Here is a 21921-nt window from a genome sequence, read left to right as displayed (position 1 = left end):
CTTGCCGCCTAAAGCTTGTTAACTAATAAAAAAGCGGGGAAATAATGATATTTTACCCGCTTTTTTAAGCTTGATAGCAGTTGTCAGATAGATGAGGACACAGATGATATCATGTCCGCTTAAATACTTATCATATCTTGGGGGTTGGTAATGGGTAATAGTAAAAAACAATTACCAATTCCCGATTACCAATTACCGACTAAACCAACTATATCGCAACTAATTAGCCGGACTCTGTTCCCTCTCCCCTGTTATTTGCTAGTTAACGGTAATTTGTGAACTGCAACGCCACAGGATAATCTTCTTGCTTCAACCTTTGGATAACTACTTGCAAATCATCTTTAGATTTAGCTGACACTCGCACAGCATCACCTTGAATTGAGGCTTGAACTTTCTTAAATTCATCGCGAATCAATTTAGAGATTTGCTTGGCGATATCTTGACTGATACCTTTTTTGAGAGTGATTTCTTGACGGACACGATTACCACTGGCTGATTCTACTTTGCCAAAATCAAAGATTTTTTGTGAGAGATTACGCTTGGCGGCTTTTTCCCGCAGAATGTTGTGAACAGACTCTAGGGTAAACTCGCTATCTGTACCGATGGTAATCTTTTCTTCACCCAACTCAACAGTTGTCTGAGTATCTTTGAGGTCGTAGCGACTTTTAAGGTCTCGGACGACTTGATCGACAGCGTTAACCAATTCTTGTCGGTCAAAATCGCTCACAATGTCAAAGGAATAAGTGGAAGCCATAAAAAATGTGAAATTTGCGATTTTGGATTTTAGAGCAAGGATAGAACATGGATTTAGGAAAATCCTAGTCCCCGATTATCTGCTAGCCTGCATGATACTCAAAATATAAAGAGTTGCACTGCTAGCAGAGGCAATGGCAAACATCAACGATCGCAAAAGCGGTATATTCACAATATAGAAGATTGAGTATAGCAACCGAGCCACAACAAAAGCGATCGCTGCCCACACCGCAGTTACAGATGTTACACCAGTAACATAAGCCATAAGTGCAGCTGCGGAGAATACCATAAACGCTTCAAAGGAGTTTTGGTGCGCCCATGTAGCCCGTTGCCCATAAGGTGGTAACTTATCGAACATAGCCCGTGGGGCGGAAACATCGTACCCAACACGCGCACGCGCATAACCTACCACCAAAAATGGCAGATAAATTAAAACCGCAGCTGCGGCAATAGAATATAACAGAATAATCATCTTTTATGGTTACTAGTCATTAGTCATTAGTCATCAGTCCATAGTCCAGATGTTTGACTATTGACTGTTGACTAATCAAAGTAGAAAAGCGTTACCACCTTTCTTTGTTCTTCCGCATCTCCACAGGTTTGTAGCAGAGTGCGACTGTCATGAAATGCAAAGCAGATAAGCTGCTGGCATCGGGAGACAATTTCTTTGTTGCACAAGTAACTGGCTTCAGCAAGAGACAAGCTATCATTACTAGGATTTTCTACTAGGTGCATCACTTGTTCTAGTTGCTGGCGTGATTCTTGGGGCTGACGTTCCAAGCTTTGCGGTAAAATTACCGTCAACAAATTGGGGTCAGCACGCATTGCGCCCTTAATGGCAGCTGAGTTAGTACCTGTAGCACCAGAGGTAATGACTCGATTCCCTGACAAAACCAAGGCATAAGTCATCATCTCAATCAAATTTTGATGCGTAATTGGCACATGACGGGAACCCAGCAAAGCAATTCGTTTAGAACCTGTTTGCTGGATTGTCGCCAGTTCTTGGGCTAACGTATCGAGGTTAATAAGGTCTATTGACTGGCTCAAAGACGGAAATATTCAGATTAAACAACCAAGTTATTCTACCAAAGAGCGTGTAAGTAAGAAGCGAACTTGAGCCATAATTTTGTGAAGGGATTGGGGAAGGGGGAAAGGGGAAGGGGGGAAAGGGGAAAGGGGAAGGGGGAAAGGAAGAAACTAACTGTCAACTGTTAACTGTCAACTGATAACTGATAACTGACTAATGACTAATGACTGGCGTTAGCCCCAGTTTGGATAATAGGCGATCGCAGTCGAAATGCTCTGCCATTAATTGGCGGATGCAGTATACTTTAATCGGTTCGTGGACGCGCACTTGACCGAAGGTGCGGTCAACAATTTCCACCGTAGTTAGGGTATCTAAGTCAACCGATAGGATGGGGATTTCTAATTCTTCGGCCCGACTAAGAATAAACTGTGGTGGGGGTAATTGTCCGGTAAGGATGAGGCATTGGGTAGAGGTTTCTAAGGCTGCTTGTTGAATTTCTACGCGATCGCCGCCTGTGACTACTGCCATATTTCGGCGTTTGCGGAAATATTTCACCGCCGCATTGACGTTCATCGCGCCAATTGCTAGGCTTTCTACCATCAAATCTAAGCGATCGCCCCGACAGAGAACTTCGGCGTTTAGCTGTTTGACTAATTCACCGACGCTGACGCTGCGGAGTAAATCGTTTTTCGGTAGCATTGCTAGCACGGCGATACCATGCTGTTCTAAATAAGGACGGACAAAATTATTCACCGTTTCTAACTCTTTAGGCGGGATATCATTGATGACAACACCAATTAAGCGATCGCCTACACGTTGTTTAGCAGATAATAGAGATTCTACAGAAACCAGCGAACTGTAACGGCTTACCAAAAGTACAGACGCATTCAAAACATCTGCCACTTGCAGCAAAGACAAGTCAAACAAATAACCTTCAGATAAATCCCCAGGGCCTTCTAGCACAACTAAATCCCCACGAGGAATCTGTAAATATTGCTCTACTAAAGTCTGACGATAATCAGTTGTGTCTTCACCATACAGACGCTTCTGCACACTCGCTTCATCTAAAGCCAGTATTGTCGGCGCAATGCGGTTTGCCGATAGGTTGAGATTATGAGTAATAAACTGGACATCTTCTTCAACTACAGCACCTTCAGATGTACTCAAACTATTACCTAATGGTTTGCCGTAAGCAATGTCTAATCCCTTTTGCTGTAACTGATGAGACAATCCCAGAACTGTGGCGGACTTACCGCTATAAGTCTCAGTTGAGCCAATCAGCAAATATTTAGCAGACTTTGGCACACGCGCACTCCTAATTTCAAAAGGCAACAAAAATGAGGGGAAAAGGTAACAGGGAAAAGAGAAAGGAATGAACAGGTCGCCAATAGGGGGCGAGGTTTTCACCTTTTCCCCTTCCCCCTGCTGATCAAACCCAGCCAGGTGTTTACTAATTTTAATTGGTTCCGGCAGAAACCTCAGACATTTTCACAAAGTATTTTCTGGAAATCTACTTTTTTTAGGTAATTAAATTGAGCAAATGCTAAGTAGCTTGACCGCGCTATAGGTGTCAGTTGTTTTTGAGATGCTTTAATGCTCCGCCTGCTTGTAGATAGGTTGATAGGACTTACGTAAGTGTCATAATCAAACTAACTGTAGGGTGCGTCAGCCCCAATAATTTCGTACACATTCTGTGGATTTTCCACATCTGACGCACCCTACCCCATGTGCCAGTTGCGTAAGTCCTGGTTGACAATCTTCTTCAGTACGGGCAAAATTAACAGTTCCCTTTTGGGGAAAAATTCATAATATTAAATATAAAAAATTAATTCTTTTTAAATAAAAATGAATAAATAAAAGTATAAGAGTATAGCTCAAGGAATATATTTCCCTTTCTAAACTCCTATACTGATATATACATAGAGATTTTCACTCATCTATACGCAGGAGCTTGCGGTAAAAAGATTGCGAAAAATCTGTCAGCTTATAACGTTTATGATTTTCCATTAATTCAATTAAAAAATTGATAAATTCAAAACTAGCCATCATCACTTCATAACTTAACTCAGCGTTACCATCAAACTGCATCCGGCAACGTGTCAAATCTGAAGGTAAAGTAGCAACATTCCAAGAAGCGACAAAGGGAACATTTTCACCTGCTTCTATTTTCCGATGCCCTTCGAGGATGCCTTTTTGATAAAGGCTGATAGCAAGGGGTAAATAATTACGCTTATTACCTTGAATATAAGGTAAGTATACGTTCGCTTGTTGTTGAGTGGCAGGCTGGAGTTGCTCAAGAGACATCTTTGGCTATTCCTCAAGTTAATCGACAACTAGGGATATTAGTCGTTGTCAATAGTATTCCCAAAAATTTTTGATTGTTTACATGGGGAGTGGGGGGAGATGAGGGGGATGAGGGAGATGAGGGAGATGAGGGAGATGAGGGAGATGTAGCTTGCTTCCCGTTCGCGTAGCGTCCCGTAGGGAAGGGTGGGAGTGAGGGGAGCAGGTGGGAACAACTAATGACTATGGACTATGGACTATGGACTGTTGACTAATGACTATGGACTATTGACTAATTCACAAGAATGATAGTGATAATACAAGTTACTGCTAAGAAATATTAAAATGTCGGTTAAAATAGGTCAGCATTAGCTTTTTTGAAGCTGGGCGCAATAACTAGCAAAATCCGCTCCGTCAGGTTATGGATACTGGTATTGCAAGTTCTGCCAACAATCAACTGTGGCTATGCGATCGCCAGCCTCAATCTGATGAGAAAGGTATTCCCTGCGGCTTTTAGCTTCGGGATAGAGGGCAAAAGCAGTTTGCCCATTCCGGGTGATTCCGGGAAAAGTAACTTATGATATTTGTCCATAAAGTTACAAACTGTAGACAAATACTGGTTTTTGAATCAAGTAACTTATGCCAGCGAATCCCTGGCCCGACAACGATTCCTACAAAGAGCTTGATCCACTCAATTCCTTGTTATCTGACCTATCAGTAACTGAGGAAGCAGTGGTGGAAACAGGGGATTTATCTCGTCCATCCCGGTTTCAAGGACGTAGAGGGAAGGCTGCTCTAGTTTTAACAATCGTCTGGAGTGGCACGATCGCTCTACATTTGGCTTCTTGGGGTTCTATTTTCATACTAGGGCTGACTACCATTTTAGGCATTCATGCTTTAGGAGTAGTTTTTGCTCGCCCCCGCCACTATCAAAAAGAGATTCAGGGTAGTTTACCTTTTGTATCTATATTGGTAGCTGCAAAAAACGAAGAAGCTGTCATTGCGAAATTAGCGAAAAATCTTTGTAATCTGGAATATCCCAACGGGCAATACGAAGTTTGGATAATTGACGATAATAGTACCGATCAAACCCCCCAAGTTTTAGCAGAACTGGCAAAAGACTACGACAAACTCAAAGTCCTGCGACGTTCTCCTCAAGCTACTGGTGGGAAATCGGGGGCATTAAATCAGGTTTTACCATTAATTAAGGGTGAAATTATCGCCGTGTTTGATGCTGATGCTCAAGTGGCATCAGATATGTTACTCCATGTAGTACCGTTATTTCAACGGGAAAAGGTGGGGGCGGTGCAGGTGCGAAAAGCAATCGCCAACGCCAAAGAAAATTTCTGGACAAAAGGGCAAATGGCAGAAATGGCGCTGGACACTTGGTTCCAGCAACAGCGCATAGCCTTGGGAGGAATTGGAGAACTGCGGGGTAACGGTCAATTTGTGCGCCGCCAAGCTTTGGATAGCTGTGGCGGTTGGAATGAAGAAACGATCACCGATGATTTGGATCTAACTTTCCGCCTGCAACTTGACAAATGGGACATTGAATGCTTATTTTACCCAGCAGTACAAGAAGAAGGCGTAACAACAGCGATCGCCCTTTGGCATCAGCGCAACCGTTGGGCAGAAGGCGGCTATCAACGCTATTTAGACTATTGGGATTTGATTCTCAAAAACCGTATGGGGACGCGGAAAACCTGGGATATGCTCATGTTCATGCTGACGATGTATATTTTACCGACAGCAGTAATTCCCGACGTACTAATGGCGATCGCCCGCCATCGTCCACCCATGTTAGGCCCGGTAACAGGCTTATCTGTCACCATGTCCGTTGTGGGAATGTTTGCTGGTTTACGTCGCATCCGCCAAGAGCAAAAATTCCAAGTTCACACCCCCTTTGTACTGCTACTGCAAACAGTACGCGGCACATTATATATGTTGCACTGGCTAGTAGTCATGAGCAGCACCACAGCGCGGATGTCCTTCAGACCCAAGCGTTTAAAGTGGGTAAAAACAGTACATACGGGAACAAGCGAATAGTCCCGTTAAACAATTCAAAATTCAAAATGCAAAATTCAAAATTATACGTTTGGATTTTGCATTTTTTTATTTGGTAATTGGTAATTGGTAATTGGTAATTGGTAATTGGTCAGTCTCTACTCATGTATTTCCAGTCCCCAGTCCCTTACTCATCTTCCAAATCTGCTTCATCTGTCCACTCAGATGTAGCCAATTCTGATAATCCTTCGCCATCGTCGGTAAAGCGAATGATTTGCCCATCAAAGTATTTTGCTAGACGTTGGGCGGCCCTCGCCACTTCGTCAGTTTCCCATTCAGGTAGAGGTGCTTTGTTTGGGGTGGGTTGCGGTTGTTTTACCCCTGCTGTATTTGCGGGTGTTGGGGGTGTTTTTGGTGCAGGAGGCGGTGTAGTTGGCTGTGGTGGAGGTGATGTAGCTGATTTCCCGTTGTTATGGGTTGGTGCAGGCGGCTGTTTGACGGTGGAAGCAGCATTATGACCGTTACCGTTATTGTTGGTGGCTGGCGGTGCTTTCTTGACTGTGGAAGTGTTAGAGGTGTTATCTTTTTCTAAAGTTATTTGCACCTCACGATGAAAAGTCTGTTGGAAAACAGCCGTAATAATTGGTAAGTCTGATTTAAGTTTGTCGTACCATATAGGTTTGACACCAATACGTGCGATCGCACCTTCAAATTCGATGAGATAGCACATTTGTTTCAACAAGGCGTGTGTGGGTGGTAAGTGAACATTATTTAGTACCAGCTGCCAAATTTGAGCTAAGTCAAGTTCTCCTGTATCAATTACTTGTTCTGTTACAGGGGAAGTAGGTTGAACTGTGTTTTGTGGTGGTGCTTTGGTTTCTGCGGTAGTGAGAGGTGTACTATTAACTTCCTGTGCAGTCGGGGATACTGGCCTGTGATTGGGTTCTGGCTGGTTGGTGGATGATGGGGTTGAGGGGGTGTATTGGGGGGGAGGATTTTGTGCGGCTGGTTTTTGAGGAACTGTTTGTGCTGATTGTGTGCGATATTGCTGTGGTGTAATTATCGCTGTGGGTTGAATGTTGGCGCTCGGTAATAGTCCTAGTAATGTTACTTCCAACCATAAACGGGGTTGGGTGGTGTTTTTAATTTGTAGTTCTGCTTCTTGTAGGTGTTTCTGTCCTAGCAAGATTTTACTCATGTCCAGTGATTGGGCTGACTCAACTAGGGATTTCCATGTTTGCCCTGTGCAAGCTACTAAATCATGGCGGTTGGGGGCTGTTTTGGCGATGAGCAAGTCGCGGTAGAAAGCGGCTAGGTTTTGCAGAATGGTTAAGGGTTCTCGACCACGATCTAATATTTGCCGGGTACAGTCTAATACTACTTCTGGTTTATCTTCGGCGATCGCGAAGAGCAACATTAACAAGTCCCGTTCGCTGACTGACCCTACTAAATCCCAAACTTTATCCGGTGTAACTTCATTTGGTAATAAGGCTAGTTGGTCAAGTAAACTTTCTGCATCTCTCAATCCACCTTGGGATAATTGGGCTACTAATGTTACAGCCTCATGGGAAATATTAATGTTTTCTTTGGAGGCGATCGCACTTAAATGCTTCACCATCGCCTCTATTTGAATGCGTCTAAAATCAAACCTCTGACAACGAGAAATAATTGTCGGTAATACTCGTTGTGGGTCGGTTGTAGCTAAAACAAAAACTACGTGTTTCGGTGGTTCTTCTAATGTCTTAAGTAGCGCATTGAACGCCGCACTACTGAGCATATGACAATTGTGGACTAAAAGCCCGTTAGCGACAAAGTTGTGATTATCCTCTACTTCGATATCATATACCCGTTCAACTCCACCGAGGCGGACAGATTCGACCTCCTCCAAATTTGTAGTCCATTGTGGGTATTGAATATTGATGCAGGTCTGCCAACCATTTTCTACTGGTGTTTGCTCCCATCCAGATATAGTAATATTGCTTGCCTGTTCTACTCCTGGTGTAAAATTTTGTCTCTGCTGGGTATCCAATTTTTGTAAGCCAACTGGCAAGAATGTAATTTTCTTGGGCAGAGAATCCTTCTGTATGTAATTGAATCTGTGGACTCCCTTGTGGTGTAAGACTAAGTGAGCCATCATCCATGTACCACCAAGCAAGTCCTTCTGGGGAAATTTGATTGAGCCACAATTGAGAGACGGTTTTTTTGTCTCTATTCCCATGAACGATGTCGAATACATCTCTAAGTTGGGGATGGCAAAATGTTTTACAGGTAACGGAGTTTTGACCGTATCCTTTATTAGATGAAAGTTTTTGCTTTGGTCGTAAACTTTGTAAGCGTTCTGCCTTGTACTCCGACCATTCCCTTTGGTTGTCCGAGTGTGTCCAAGCCAGTCTGGGGAATCTGCTGTGTTTGTTAGGGTAAATAATTGAGCAGTCCCCCAGTAATGTTCCGTAGATAAGCCCCAGTGTTTCTGATTGCAAAATTTCAGCAGTGGTAACAAAGTTTTCGGTGCGCTTAATCCAAATTCCGTGTCCTTTCTTGTACGGGTGTCTTTGCCAATGGGACTGTATGCTCTTAATTCCTTTGCCTTTTGTTTGTAAAAAGCTTGGAATATCAAGTTTTTCTCCACATCCGCAGCCACACAGGGGACTGAGTAATTCAGCTTGTTGAAGAATGGATTCCAGGTTATAAGATTTTTGTCCGTAAGTATTGCCCTTGAACTGGTGTCCTGGCACAAATCGCCGTATCCGTCCATCCGTACCAAACTTGTAGATGAGGTTGCCACATCCACATTCACAGGGGATAGTATCTTCACTCCTTCTTTGACGTTTTTTGCTGGTATCCATCCCTGATCTGTCCTAATTAAATGATTACCCGTACATCTAATTTTTCTGTTAGTTGTCTGGATAACCAGTACTTCCCGTTCACCCTGGTCTAACCATCTAACAACTTTTTTAAATTCCCACTTTTGTAATGAATCATTGTAGCTGAGAACTTGTTTGCCTTTAATCGTGGGATCGTCGATCCTCATCAGACCGTCACTCGTTAAAACCAGAGTATCCCCTGTGAGGCATTCATCGACCACGTAAACTTTATAACGACACTGTACAGGCGCGAACTGGGCTTTCTCAATCAATTCGCGGATGTTGTCTACACCTGTATTACTGGCAGCATCAATTTCAATTACATCCAGGGAGTAGCCTTTGGTGATTCCCTGACAAACATCACATACGCCACAGGGTTCAGCCGTGGGCTTGTCACTTTTGAGACAATTGAGGGATTTGGCAAGAATTCGAGCGCTAGAGGTTTTACCTGTACCTCTAGGCCCTGTAAATAAATAGGCAGGGGCTATTTTAGCTGTACGGATAGCATTTGTGAGCGTGGTAGCGATCGCCTCTTGCCCCACCAGTTCAGCAAAACTCTTTGGGCGATACTTGTGGTGCAGGGGTTCATACGACATGGGTCAAAAAAAGTCAATACCTTCCAGGGTTGATTTGGTAAGTGGTTGTGCCTTACATTTACTTACACCCCATCATGATCCTTTTTCTCCCCGAAGAGTCTGAGCATTTTTAATGGTGAATGAAGTTAAACCATTTTAAACTTTGCCACATATCTTGTGAACTGTGGCATAACCTAGAAGAGAAATAGTGAAATTCACTTATATCGACTCAGTGAATGCGATCGCCAACTCGGCGGCTACAATCTTAGGGGAAACAATAGTTGATGGTACAGCAAATGCTCAGGCGGCTCGTCCAATGGTTGAAAAGCTTCTTTCAAGGCTTGTTTGGCGGTGGTAAGAAACAGACTGCGGTCAGAACTAGTCCTACCGTCACAAAACAACCAGCACCACCCCTCAGTGATACAGACTTAGAATTTCTGTTTACTGAACTTCTCGAAGGAGTGCATCAGGCGCGAGGCGAAGCTTGGGCTGTCAAGTGGTTACAAAATATTGAGCATCGTGTAACAACCGCACAATGGGTAGAGTGGTTAAAGCGCTTTGGCGAAAAATTACTAGCATCCTCCTCACCAAATAATGAATTAGCAGCTCGATTAGTCCAACTGGGTGAACTGGGTGTAGGTGAAATCGGCGATGTCGCCTACGATATTGGTATGCAGGTGTTAAACCGCAATCAAGGCGAACCCATCTGGGAATATGATGGCCCAGATGCTGACAGTACAAATGTATTATATACAGAAGAAGACCTTTCCGCAACCGAGGAAAACCCAGAGGGACAATATCAAACCGTCACCCTTGATCAGTTGTTTGTCATGTTGCAACAGGATGAAAACCTCCGCCAACAGATAGCAGAACAGCTAGGACTGGAAACCGACGATCCGCAGGTAATTGTCGAGACTTTAATGAGTCAATATCAGGCTGGTCAGGAAGCGGGAAATGAGGGATGAGGGAGATGAGGGAGATGAGGGAGATGAGGGAGATGAGGGAGATGAGGGAGATGAGGGAGATGAGGTAGTAGAATATTCCCCCAATCCCCAGTCCCCAATCCCCAATCCCCAGTCCCCACTTTGCTATATGTTAATTTTCCTAGATTTTACGGAAATTGTGGTTTATTATGATGTACTAAAACACAACGGTCGCTACAATCTAGGTTAGGTAAAATCCAAGAGTGTGACAAATGCTCACTCGGCTCTTTCAGTGGCTGAAAAATTTTGACAAACACCCTGTTGATAATCCACAAACTGATTTTCTCAAGGGTGTTAACAAACAGGTGGCAGAACAACCACCTGAACTTACTAATGCGGATCTGGAACTATTGTTTACTCAGTTGCTGCAAGGTGTGGAACAAGGAAGGGGTCAGCAATGGGCTATCAAGTTTCTGCAACGGATGGAAGACCGGATTAGTGTTGAGCGCTGGATAGATTGGTTATTATTGTTTGGTGAAAAACTATTAATCTCACCTGCACCAAATCAATATTTAGGTAGACAGATGGTGCAGTTGGGTGAATTGGGTATTGGGCAGGTGGGAGAACTTGCTTATGATATTGGTATTCGCTTGCTAAATAAGGATTTTATTGAACTGAATGGCTTGGTTGAGGCGCAGGAAGCATCATCGGCTAAAGTCCCAGAACCTGCCAATATTCTAGATTCCCCTGGACAAGAATTAATCCGCAGTTTAGGAGACTTATTGTGGGAGTCGGAAGAACCGCCAGTTAATTCTCCCACAACAACATCAGAAATTAACTCTGTTAATGAAGAGACAATTGACAATTTACAGCAATTGAGTTGGGAATATCAAATCACCCCAACGGAGTCAGTTTATGAAGAGACAATCGAAAATTTACAACAATTGAGTTGGGAATATCAAATTACCCAAAATCAATCTGTTGACGAAGATAGAAGCGAAAACCTACGGGAACCAAGTTGGGAATATCAAACAGGCGCAACTGAATTAGAGGACGCAACTACAACAGAATTAAATTGGGAATATCAAACAAACCCAACTGAATCAGTGGCGGAAACGGCAGAGAATTTACAACAAATCAGTTGGGAATATCAAACAAACCCGACTGAATCAGTGGCGGAAACGGCAGAGAATTTACAACAAATCAGTTGGGAATATCAAGAAGTAGAATTTACAGCACCGGATTTACTAATTCCGGCACAAGAAGATGTTATCAACAATTTAGGCGAACTGATATTAGATTATCGGCAACAAAACTCAGCCGCTATAGTATCAACCCAAAGTAATTGGGATCAGTCTCTAGTTAATTTAGACCCCAATGTTGCTAATACCTTAGATGAGTTGATGGTGCGACTGGAACAAAGTAACAATTTAGTCCAGCAGTTGGCGGCTAATTTGATTATGCAGAAAAACCAGTCGCCGACTACTACTAGTGAACAATCGAATGCTTTTATTAAGGCACAGGCACTATATTACCAAGGGTTGCAGCTAGCTAAAACGGGCGATTTGGCAGGAGCGATCGCATCTTATGAACAAGCCATCCAATTATACCCCAACTCCTACGAATACTGGTTTAATCGTGGTTTAACTCTCTTCCATTTAGAAAGGTTTGTGGAAGCGATCGCCTCTTATGACCAAGCGATCGCACTTAAACCAGATTACTACAAGGCTTGGTACAATCGGGGCGGGACTTTGGGACAATTGGGACTGTATGAGGAAGCTGTCGCCTCATTTGGACAAGCAATCACCATTCAGTCGGATACGCCGGAGGTGTGGTCTAGTAAGGGTTGGGCGGAGTTGAAGGTGGGACAAATTAGCGAAGCGATCGCTTCTTATGACCAAGCCTTAGCTTTATCACCGGAAGACCCGGAAAACTGGTATTATCGAGGGATTGCTTTAGGTATCGATGAACAGTACGAAGCAGCGATCGCCTCTTATGACCAAGCCTTAGAACTTTACCCCGAATTCCATGAGGTTTGGATTGACCGGGGTGTGGTGTTATTTAACTTAAAACAGTGGTCAGAGGCGATCGCATCTTGGGATCAAGCCCTATCAACCCAACCAGATTTTTACCTAGCTTGGTATAACCGGGGTGTGGCTTTAGAAAACTTAGGTAGGCGAGAAGAAGCGATCGCATCCTACAAGCAAGCCATAGCCATTAAGCCAGATTTCCACCTAGCTTGGTATAACCAAGCCGTGGCGCTATTTTACCTAGAAAGATTTTTAGAGGCGATCGTTTGTTATGACAACGCCTTACAATTCAAACCAGACTATTGGGAAGCTTGGATTGGTAGAGGGACGGCTGTTGGTAATATAAGTGAGGCAGAAACGCCCTTAAATTTACTGACAGTCATCGCCACTAATAATTCTGCCTTAAAGCTGGCTAGCCATGAAGGTAAATTAGCTAGTTATCAGGAAGGGTTAAAACATATCCGTCCAGATACACACCCAGAAGGTTGGGGAAGATTGCATCTGGCGATCGCCAATACATACTACGAACAAGGTAAAAAACATTCTACATCGCGTAACTATTGGCGTAAAGCCGTCACCGCCTATAATCAAGCCTTATTAACACTCACAACTGTAGGTTTTCCGCAGTTACACTTAGAAGTTTTACAATCTCTGGTTAAAGCATTACTAGGACTAGGACAAACAGCACAAGCCCAAGAACTACAACAACGGGGCGCGAACTTATTACAAAAATTGCTCAATGAACCGGGGCGCAATGGGGAAATTAAAAAACAACTAGCCTGGAAATTTGCGGGATTTACCCAATTAGCCGTAGATATATGTGTAGGATATGGTGATTTAGTAGAAGCTTGGGAAATTGCCGAACAGGGAAAAAATGCTTGTTTAACTTGGCAATTGTCTGGGTGGAATGCAGAGGTGCGATCGCTCAATTATCGCTCAGTTCAACAACTACTCAATCCCCACACCGCAATTATCTACTGGCATCTTAGCCCAGTTGCCCTACATACCTTTATTATCAAAGACCAAGCCCCCTCACCAATTCTCGTTTTTACACCCGTTCAAAATACAGGCACAATTAGCGCCGCCACACCCCTGCAAGATTTACCCCTACCCGAAGCTAACAGAAGGCTAATTATATTTGAAAATTGGCTAGAAAATTGGCAACAAACCTATCAAGAATATCGCCAGCAAGCCCAAGACCAACAAAGCAAAACAAATCATTCTTGGCGCTTGGAGATGGAAGAGAGATTATTGCAGTTGAGAGATATTCTCGAAATTGAGACGATTTTACAAGAACTTGAAGATATTACCCAACTAATATTAGTTCCCCACCGCGACTTATTTAGATTGCCTCTTCATTCATTATTTCATTTCAATTCTGCATCTGAAGAAATCACCAATATCACATATTTGCCAAATATTCAAGCAGGTTTATCCGCAAGTATTACAGACATTGCCCAGTTTGATCACCAAACATTATTAACTGTTGAATACCCTGATAATACCGATTATCCCACTTTGAGGTTTGCTAACCTAGAAGCCGAAGTTGTCAGTCAAATGTTTAGAAATCGCCTACGTCTGCAAGGTGGCGAGGCAAATAAAATTAATTTTGAAGAAGCTTTCTTTGAAAATTATAATATTCTGCATTTCACAGGTCAAGCAATTAATAAACCGATTGAGCCTCAAGCATCAGAATTAGTATTGGCGGGTAAAGATAAGTTTACCTTAGAAGAAATCTGTGAAACAAACTTATCAACATATAATTTAGTTACTCTTTCCGCTTGTGAAACCACAATTAATATTAACCAAACAACTACAGGTGAATATGTAGATTTAATTACTGCTTTCTTCTCTAGAGGCGTTCCCCACATAGTTAGTACCCTCTGGACGGTAGAATCATCTGCTAGTGCTTTAGTCATCATTGAATTTTACCGCCGATTACAGTCAGTGCAATCAGTCACCACAGCTTTAGCAGAAGCCACAGCTTGGCTAAGAGAATTAACCGCCGCAGAACTCACACAATGGTATGAAGATTTGCTCAAAAATCTCGATCCACAAGAACTGAAAATTAGAGCTTACTTAGCAACACATATTTATAGAATCAGTAAAATGCCAGCAGAGAAAAAACTCTACTCTCATCCTTATTATTGGGCAGCTTTTATCATTACAGGTAAGCCGGGAAAGTCCTTACAATATTATCTCCATGTAAACGATTGAAATCTATAGCAGGTGACAGGTGACAGTTGTAAAAGCTGTCACCTGTCACCTCTCAACTGCTATATGTATTCATGTTGTTTAACGTGAGTTCGACAAGCGTTGTTTTGACCTCTCCCCCAACCCCTCTCCTTCGAGGAGAGGGGAGTAATACCAATTTTATATGAGGTTACACATAATATAAAATCCATTGATTTATCCGCGTTTATCTGCGTGCATCTGCGTTCAATTATTATAAAGGGTAGGTTGAAAACCCCTGAGAAACAGCAACGAAGTTGCATCGGAGCGTGCTAAGAGCGGGGATGAAAACCACGCTTATGGGCTTTAGCCCTCAGTGACATGAAGGCTTTTTTGGTTCTGGTATTGGTTCTGTCAACGACATATTATTCTATGCAGCTTCATATTAATTTGGTATAAGACGGTGATTTTTTCGTTTCTCTTCCCTCTCCTGACGGAGACGCTACGCGAACGCCTTTTACGAGAGGGAGAGGTTCATCGAACTCACGTTTGTTTAGTGCAAATGTTCTACACAAATTGAGCAAAGTTACAAAAAATTAAAAATCTTTTTACTATTTAAAAAACCTCGATTAATATGGTTGCCAAGTATCACTTTTAACAATTAATTGAATAAATGAATAAGTTTCTAGTTACAGGGATAGTTGTAACTATTTTGTGGCCATTATTGGTAGGCGAGGCTGGGGCGCAGCTATCTAGTTGTCGTGCGGGTACGTCTCAAGCGCATTCAGACAGAATCAGTTCAACCCCACAAAGCCAAGCGATAGTCATTGGCAAAGTAGCAAACCAACCATATACAGTTGTTGTTCCAGGCAAGTCGGAAAGTCTTTTAAATCTTGTAAAAAACCACGTTCCCGGAGCATTCATGACACAACATAAACTAGGTGCTTATGTACACGCTGGCAGTTTTTCCCAGAGAAGAGAGGCGGAGTGTTTGTCTAGATTGTTGCGATCGCACCGCTTAGATGCACGAGTTGTTTATTTGCGCTAAAAAATGTAATGAATCAAAAATTCATCAAAACATGGTGGGCGTATACTTCAATTTTACTAGGAGTTTGGCTAATTGATGCCCTCAATCCCTCTACCGCACAACAAAAATTACAAGTCAGAGTCAACCGTTGGCTAGAGGTGCGTAACCCCACCGGAGAAGTGTTTTATCACCGTGAACAAACATCTCAAGTGGCGCGTAGTGGAATGCGACTCCAAGGGGTTGGAGATGCAATCACTACTAAAAATCAATCCAGTACAAAACTTGCCTTAGATAATGGTATCGGATTCATTCAAGTAGGAGAAAATACAACCCTAAATGTGCAGCAACTCCAGACAACTAAGAGCGGTGGTAGGATTACCAAACTACAAGTAACAAGTGGACAAGTGCGGTTGCAAGTACGTCGATTCACCACTCCAGAATCACGTCTAGAAATTCAGACTCCTGCTGGAATTAGTGGTGTTCGCGGGACAGAATTTGGTGTCAATGTACAGCCGAACGGCAACATGGCTGTAGCTACTCTCAACGGTGGTGTTGCCACCATAGCTCAAGGACAAAGCGTACTGGTTAAGGCTGGTTTCCAAAATCTTACCATCCCAGGTCAGCCGCCTTCAAAACCAGTACCCATACGAGAAAATCCGTACCTCAATATTATTCAACTGGTAGCTCAAGGAAATCAAGTGAGGATTGTTGGCAGTATTGATCCAGTCAATATATTGGCGATCGCACAAAAAACCCAAACCACTGACTTGAATGGCAAATTTGACATTACTTTACCCTTACCAGCTAACCGCAAAGTTGAGGCTGTTGTGGTGACACCTCTAGGAAAAAAACAATTGTATGAACTGGCAGTTCCCTAATTGGCGTAATCTTTCCTGGCTGTTGCCTGGAAGCATCGCCAGCTTAATATTTTTGCTTATATTGAAACTTGGCATTCTCAACCCTTTGGAAAGATTAGCCTATATTTCCCTGTTTCAACTACGGGGTGAAATTCCTTGGAGTCAACAAGTAGTGGTAATCGGCATAGATGATGCTAGCATTCAGCAACTAGGGCGGTTTCCCTGGCCGCGACAGCAGTACACAACCTTGCTCCAGCAATTATCCACAGCCAAGCCAAATTTAGTTGTATTTGATATGGTGTTTTCGGAAACTACTGGCGCAGATCCGCAATTGGCACAAGCTATGCAGCAGCATGGATTGGTAGTAATTGCCCAAGCTTGGGATTATCAAGGAAAACCTTGGTTGCCAACTACGAAATTACAAGCAGCAGCAATTGATACTGGACATATATCTAAATCGCAAGATGCTGATGGCATTACTCGTCAAATCTCGCCGCAAATTCAAGGTATCCCTGCCTTGGGATTGATCACTGGCCAGATTTATAGTTCTACCTGGGAGCATGTTCACATACCCAATTTAAACGAGCCGCTTTGGTTGAATTATCCGGGTAAAATTCGTCATGCTTCGGTGTACTCATTTGCCGATGTTGTGCAAGGCAAAATCCCGGCTCAAACCTTTAAAGATAAAATCGTTCTGGTTGGTGTGACTGCTATTGGTATCGATTCAGTTAACTCAACTCCCTTTGAACGAGACTCTCGCTTTAGTGGTGTGTATCTTCATGCAGTCTTCATTAACAATCTACTTCAACAAAATTTTCTGCGTAGGTTCCAGCCAGAATCCTTAATTATCCTCTTGGTACTGATCAATATCAGTTGGAGTTTAGTGATCACTCGTTGGCATCTACACTGGCAACTACTTGGCTGGCTGGGAGGCTGTTTAGGATACTTGGTTGTGGGTGTATTTGCCCTCAAGTTGGGTTACTGGTTACTACCTGTTGCGTCTGCGATGATTTTTCTGAGTCTGACTACTGTTGTCGTGATCATTAACCAGCAATTTCAGCAAGCGATCGCTATTCAATATTTAAAACGCCAGATTAATATTGATGGACTAACTCAAATTGCTAATCGCCGTTGCTTCAATGAATATTTCCATCAAGAATGGCGAAGGGCAGCAAGAGAGCAGACTTTGCTATCATTAATTATCTGCGATGTTGATTTCTTTAAAAAATATAATGATAGCTATGGGCATCAAGCAGGAGATATCTGTTTACAGCAAGTTGCACAGGCACTACAACAGTCTATAAAACGTCCTGCGGATCTTGTTGCTCGTTATGGTGGCGAAGAATTTGTTGTCATTTTACCAAATACCAATGCTCAAGGAGCAATTCACATCGCCGAAATCATGCGTACCAATGTTAAGGCGCTAGAAATTCCTCATATAGCTTCGGAAGTCAGCGAATACGTATCTTTAAGTATAGGTATTGCTACAACCATTCCCGATCACCAAGATTCTGAAAAAACACTTATAGAAACAGCAGATCAGGGACTTTATACAGCGAAACAAAAAGGACGCGATCAAATTGTTTTTCAGGAATGGCGATCGCCATAATTACCTTCTCAGAAATTAGACAGGGGACTCTTGACAGGAGACTGGTGATAGGCTTAAGAGCCGCTTACCATCAGGATTATATGATTCATCCATGTCCTCAGCTATGTGGCTACTGCCATAACGATTTTTTCAACTGACTACTAAGACTAAGGTCTTTACTACAAACTTATTAATAAACTAGCGGTTTATTGTTGATTCAATTCTTGAACTTCGCTGTAATAATGTCGGTGGGTTGCGGTTAAATGTAGTAATTACTATCCCTAAAGTAGAAAGTGAGATGATAATAATACCCGTCAGCCATCTAATTTGATGACGTAAAGCCTTAATTTCCCGAATCGCATTTTTGGCTGCTAACATTTGAGGCTGCTGAATTGCTGAAGCTTCCACTTCTATTTCTTGAGGCACATTGATAGGATTTTCAAAAGCCACTTGAGTGTATAACCAATTAGCAATCAATTGAGGGCAATTTTTCCGAAACCAATGCCACGCATAAATCCTAAATATAGGTTTAGACATCCCAGCAATTGATTTCATTACTCGGTTAAAAGGTCGATAGCGAAACTTTTGGTTGATAAAATTGACTGCGCCAATATCATAAAGGCAATCTAAAACCAACTTAATAGTTGCTTCTTCATTCTCAGATAAGTTTAACAGCAAAAGCCGGACATCTCGCATTCGCTGTTCTTCAAACTGCTTACGAGCCAGTTGATCTGAGGAATTTACTGAGTTATTTAAAGAGTTATGTCTAATTATAGTCATATTAAAAGATTAGCAAATAGGCGAGTTTTCTTATGCTTAACCAAAGAGGGAAAAATGCAGTAAGTAATAAACTAGTTATGGCAGTTTATATTTATTAGTAATCCATCAAAAGATATAGTTATAATAATCTTTTGGCAGAAATTGATATAATAAAGTTGTGGAGTTTCGTTCGTAGTAAAGGCTTTAGCCTTTTTTAAGGACTGAAGTCCTGACTAAAAATCTTTGACAATGTTCTACTAAAGTAGCTGCCAATAGCAGAAAACAACCTAGAACATCACCATAAAATTATAATTTTTTAAATATGGGCGATCGCTACTACTTGCGTTCGTCCTATCAGTTCTCGTAAAGTACCCATAACGGCACTGACTATATATTGAATTACTAGAAATGATGCCTGTACGCCAAACCCTATCAAAAGCTGATATCCAACTGTCTTACTTGGAATGGAATCAAGGTAAAGAACCATTACTGCTATTACATGGTTTAGGCGACCATGCCTTAGTCTGGTCTAGTTTAGGAGAATACTTAGCGGCAGACTATCACATAGTAGCGCCAGATATGCGGGGTCATGGCGAAAGCAGCAAGCCAGAGAAAGATTATAGCTTTGAGAGTGCGATCGCCGACTTAGAAGCCTTGATGGATCATTTAGGATGGACATCTGCCCACATCGTCAGCCATTCATGGACAGGTAAATTAGCAGTAATTTGGGCAAGACAAAATCCCCAACGCCTGCGGAGTATGGTGTTGATAGATCCCATCTTCATTTGGAAAATGCCCAGCCTCTTCCGCCTCACCTTCCCCCTGCTTTACCGCTTCCTATCCTTTCTCAAAGCGATGGGGCCTTTCACCAGCTACGCACAAGCCGAACAAACAGCAAAGCAATTAAACCAATTCCAAGGCTGGAGTCCCCTACAACAAAAAGTATTTCAAGCCGGAATCGAACAAAAACCCGATGGTAGTTGGGGTAGCAAATTTACCATAGCCGCCCGTGACGGCATATTTGATGATGTATTGCGCGTCCCCGGTTTCACCATTCCCCTAGAAACTCCCGCCTTATTTGTTCAACCAGAACAGGGACTCAACCGCCAAGAATGGCAAATCAAACCCTACAAAACCTATCTCAAAAACTTCCGCCTGTACCGAACACCCGGTAATCACTGGCCTTTTTTAACTGCACCCCAAGCCTTTCAACAAACCATCGCCGCATTCTTAGCAGAATATCAGGAAAACCATTCTCATGATAGATAGATAGATAAGTAGGGGAAGAAGAGGGGAAAAGGTAAAAGGTTAAGGGGGAAAGGGAGAAGTCTTTTCCCTTTCCCCTTTCCCCTTTCCCCTTTCTATGGACTAATGACTAATGACTAATGACTCTTTTTGTATAAATCCAGTTTGCCCCAAGCCTAACCATCCCCGTAATCAGGAAAACCGTTTTTGTCAAAGTTGTGGTTCCCAATTGCAATTGTTAGGACGCTATCGGGTGACACAATGTTTATCTGATACAAATGGCTTGGCAAAAATTTATCAAGCCTACGAAAAAAACACAGCCAAAATACTCAAAGTCCTCAAAGCCAACCTCGCCAGCGATCCTCAAACCGTAGAACTGTTTCGCCGAGAAGCAGTAGTTTTAGGACAGCTAAATCATTCTGGTATTCCTAAAGTCGATAGTTACTTCCAGCATCAAACCAGAGATGGAGAGATTATCCACTGCATCGTCATGGAAAAAATTACCGGGACGAACTTAGAAGACTGGCTACAACAACGACAGTATCAGCCAATTTCCTCAGCACAAGCTATTACTTGGTTGATACAGTTGGCAGAGGTTTTAGATTTGGTACATAGTCAACAATACCTGCATTTAGATATTAAACCTGCAAATATTCTACTGCGACCTGATGGCAAAGTAGTTTTAATTAATTTTGGTGCAGCTAGAACTTACTCCACTGGAACTACCACACCAACCTTATTATCTGGTTACAGCGCAACCGAACAAATGAACGGACAAACTGTAGCAAAATCCGACTTTTTCAGCTTGGGACGTACCTTTGTCTTTTTACTCACAGGACAACATCCCTTAGATATGTATGATGAGCGGAAGAACATATTACATTGGCGCAACTATGCTAAGGAAATTTCCCCCTCATTATTAAATTTAATTGATTGGTTAATAGCACCAGAATTAAAAAATCGTCCTACAAATGCCAAAGGAATTTTACAGCGTCTACGAGCTATTGAGCAGGAAGTTACTGTTAATGTCAAAGAATTTCCTCCAAGTGAACAGCAAACTCAACTCAAACCTCATCCACCCTTAAAATCCCCAACAAAAACCCTCAACAAAGTACCTTTAATTGCATTTTGTGCCGCTCTCATAGTTTCTGTTGGGTTACTAGGTTTAGTTGCTTTCCTGATAGGTTATCCCAGATTCACCTTATTACCACCCCCAAGCCAATCACCGCAAAGAAAAGGCAAAATCGCTTACTTTCCTTATGTGGAAGGTAAAGATAGTCAAGGAAGAATTGCTAGATTTAATGTAGCTGTTTTATCAATAGATTATAAATGGCTATCAGGTAGTAATTTTCAAATTAAAAATAACGATAGAGTCATTAGTCTTGATGTTTTAAAATTAAGTTTAGAACAAGAAAATCTACAGGAGATAATGGAAAATCCAGAGGAAATTATCGCTGTTGGTACTGCTGCTTGTGAAGGTAGTTTAGCAGTTGGACAACGTAAAGCTTTCGAGCGATCGCAACAGGTACAATATTTAACCAAAAGAATATTTCAAAGGACAGCAAGCGTTAAAAATTATCGCCTATTAAATTTAGGACAATTTCAAAGCAGTGATTGTCAAAACAACCGAGATTTAACTGCATATCAAAGAAGTGTAATTATTATAGGTGTTAAAAGACAGTCAAAAGCTGTGGTCATAGATGAAGCTTTACGAGATAGACTAGTAAATAAACCCTTTGGCGACTTTAAATTAGAAGATTATTCTTTAGGTTCTGTAGAGAAATTTAGGACAATATCAAATAAATTGTAACGTG

Annotated in this window: 17 protein-coding genes; 10 read left to right on the top strand and 7 right to left on the bottom strand. The window is 42.3% G+C overall.

What is annotated here, in order from left to right:
* Positions 1-262 precede the first annotated feature (262 nt).
* The 5 genes from H6G83_RS12220 to ebsA all read right to left on the bottom strand — a co-directional run bounded on the left by H6G83_RS12220 (position 263) and on the right by ebsA (position 4084).
* A complete protein-coding gene (locus H6G83_RS12220; RefSeq protein WP_190471989.1) occupies positions 263-754 on the bottom strand; it encodes a YajQ family cyclic di-GMP-binding protein in 492 nt (163 codons plus the stop codon).
* A gap of 75 nt (positions 755-829) precedes the next feature.
* Positions 830-1225 (bottom strand): MAPEG family protein, encoded by a 396-nt coding sequence (locus H6G83_RS12215; RefSeq protein WP_190471986.1) that lies wholly within the window; start codon positions 1223-1225, stop codon positions 830-832.
* 71 nt (positions 1226-1296) lie between these two features.
* A complete protein-coding gene (locus H6G83_RS12210; RefSeq protein ID WP_190471982.1) occupies positions 1297-1800 on the bottom strand; it encodes a DNA-processing protein DprA in 504 nt (167 codons plus the stop codon).
* Between the two features lie 193 nt (positions 1801-1993).
* Complete coding sequence (locus H6G83_RS12205; RefSeq protein ID WP_190471980.1) at positions 1994-3085, bottom strand: phosphotransacetylase family protein; 1092 nt, start codon at positions 3083-3085, stop codon at positions 1994-1996.
* 624 nt (positions 3086-3709) lie between these two features.
* A complete protein-coding gene (gene ebsA / locus H6G83_RS12200; RefSeq protein ID WP_190471977.1) occupies positions 3710-4084 on the bottom strand; it encodes a type IV pilus biogenesis protein EbsA in 375 nt (124 codons plus the stop codon).
* Positions 4085-4702: 618 nt separating this feature from the next.
* Between ebsA and H6G83_RS12195 the strand changes: the two genes are divergently transcribed.
* The gene (locus H6G83_RS12195; RefSeq protein WP_190471972.1) at positions 4703-6109 is read left to right on the top strand and encodes a glycosyltransferase; all 1407 of its coding nucleotides are present in this window, start codon (positions 4703-4705) and stop codon (positions 6107-6109) included.
* A gap of 145 nt (positions 6110-6254) precedes the next feature.
* Here H6G83_RS12195 and dnaX read toward each other — a convergent pair whose 3' ends face one another.
* A complete protein-coding gene (gene dnaX, locus H6G83_RS12190; protein ID WP_190471969.1) occupies positions 6255-9527 on the bottom strand; it encodes a DNA polymerase III subunit gamma/tau in 3273 nt (1090 codons plus the stop codon).
* A 187-nt stretch (positions 9528-9714) separates the two neighbouring features.
* Between dnaX and H6G83_RS12185 the strand changes: the two genes are divergently transcribed.
* The 7 genes from H6G83_RS12185 (at position 9715) to H6G83_RS12155 (ending at position 18124) form a co-directional block, all read left to right on the top strand.
* Positions 9715-9864, top strand: a complete 150-nt coding sequence (locus H6G83_RS12185) for a hypothetical protein (RefSeq protein ID WP_190471967.1) — start codon at positions 9715-9717, stop codon at positions 9862-9864.
* Positions 9803-10471, top strand: coding sequence for a hypothetical protein (locus tag H6G83_RS12180; RefSeq protein ID WP_313935886.1), 669 nt, complete (start codon positions 9803-9805; stop codon positions 10469-10471). Before H6G83_RS12185 ends, H6G83_RS12180 begins: the two co-directional genes overlap by 62 nt.
* Entirely contained in the window at positions 10461-10679 is a 219-nt protein-coding gene (locus H6G83_RS12175; protein WP_190471962.1) for a hypothetical protein, read from the top strand. The genes H6G83_RS12180 and H6G83_RS12175 overlap by 11 nt, the downstream gene beginning before the upstream one ends.
* A 22-nt stretch (positions 10680-10701) precedes the next feature.
* Positions 10702-14676, top strand: a complete 3975-nt coding sequence (locus H6G83_RS12170) for a CHAT domain-containing protein (protein ID WP_190471959.1) — start codon at positions 10702-10704, stop codon at positions 14674-14676.
* 628 nt (positions 14677-15304) lie between these two features.
* A complete protein-coding gene (locus H6G83_RS12165) occupies positions 15305-15679 on the top strand; it encodes a hypothetical protein (RefSeq protein WP_190471953.1) in 375 nt (124 codons plus the stop codon).
* An 8-nt stretch (positions 15680-15687) separates the two neighbouring features.
* Complete coding sequence (locus H6G83_RS12160; protein ID WP_190471951.1) at positions 15688-16536, top strand: FecR family protein; 849 nt, start codon at positions 15688-15690, stop codon at positions 16534-16536.
* Positions 16517-18124, top strand: a complete 1608-nt coding sequence (locus H6G83_RS12155) for a diguanylate cyclase domain-containing protein (RefSeq protein ID WP_190471948.1) — start codon at positions 16517-16519, stop codon at positions 18122-18124. Before H6G83_RS12160 ends, H6G83_RS12155 begins: the two co-directional genes overlap by 20 nt.
* A 177-nt stretch (positions 18125-18301) precedes the next feature.
* Here the strand turns inward: H6G83_RS12155 and H6G83_RS12150 are convergent, their stop codons facing one another.
* Positions 18302-18883 (bottom strand): hypothetical protein, encoded by a 582-nt coding sequence (locus H6G83_RS12150; protein ID WP_190471933.1) that lies wholly within the window; start codon positions 18881-18883, stop codon positions 18302-18304.
* A 390-nt stretch (positions 18884-19273) separates the two neighbouring features.
* Between H6G83_RS12150 and H6G83_RS12145 the strand changes: the two genes are divergently transcribed.
* Both H6G83_RS12145 and H6G83_RS12140 read left to right on the top strand, forming a co-directional pair.
* On the top strand, positions 19274-20131 hold the full coding sequence (locus tag H6G83_RS12145) for an alpha/beta fold hydrolase (protein ID WP_190472266.1): 858 nt from the start codon (positions 19274-19276) through the stop codon (positions 20129-20131).
* 109 nt (positions 20132-20240) lie between these two features.
* On the top strand, positions 20241-21917 hold the full coding sequence (locus H6G83_RS12140) for a serine/threonine-protein kinase (RefSeq protein WP_190471930.1): 1677 nt from the start codon (positions 20241-20243) through the stop codon (positions 21915-21917).
* Positions 21918-21921 lie beyond the last annotated feature (4 nt).

Origin of the sequence: Anabaena azotica FACHB-119 (genome assembly GCF_014697625.1) — a bacterium.
Lineage (GTDB): Bacteria > Cyanobacteriota > Cyanobacteriia > Cyanobacteriales > Nostocaceae > Trichormus > Trichormus azoticus_A.
This window is presented reverse-complemented; position numbering and strand designations above follow the sequence as displayed.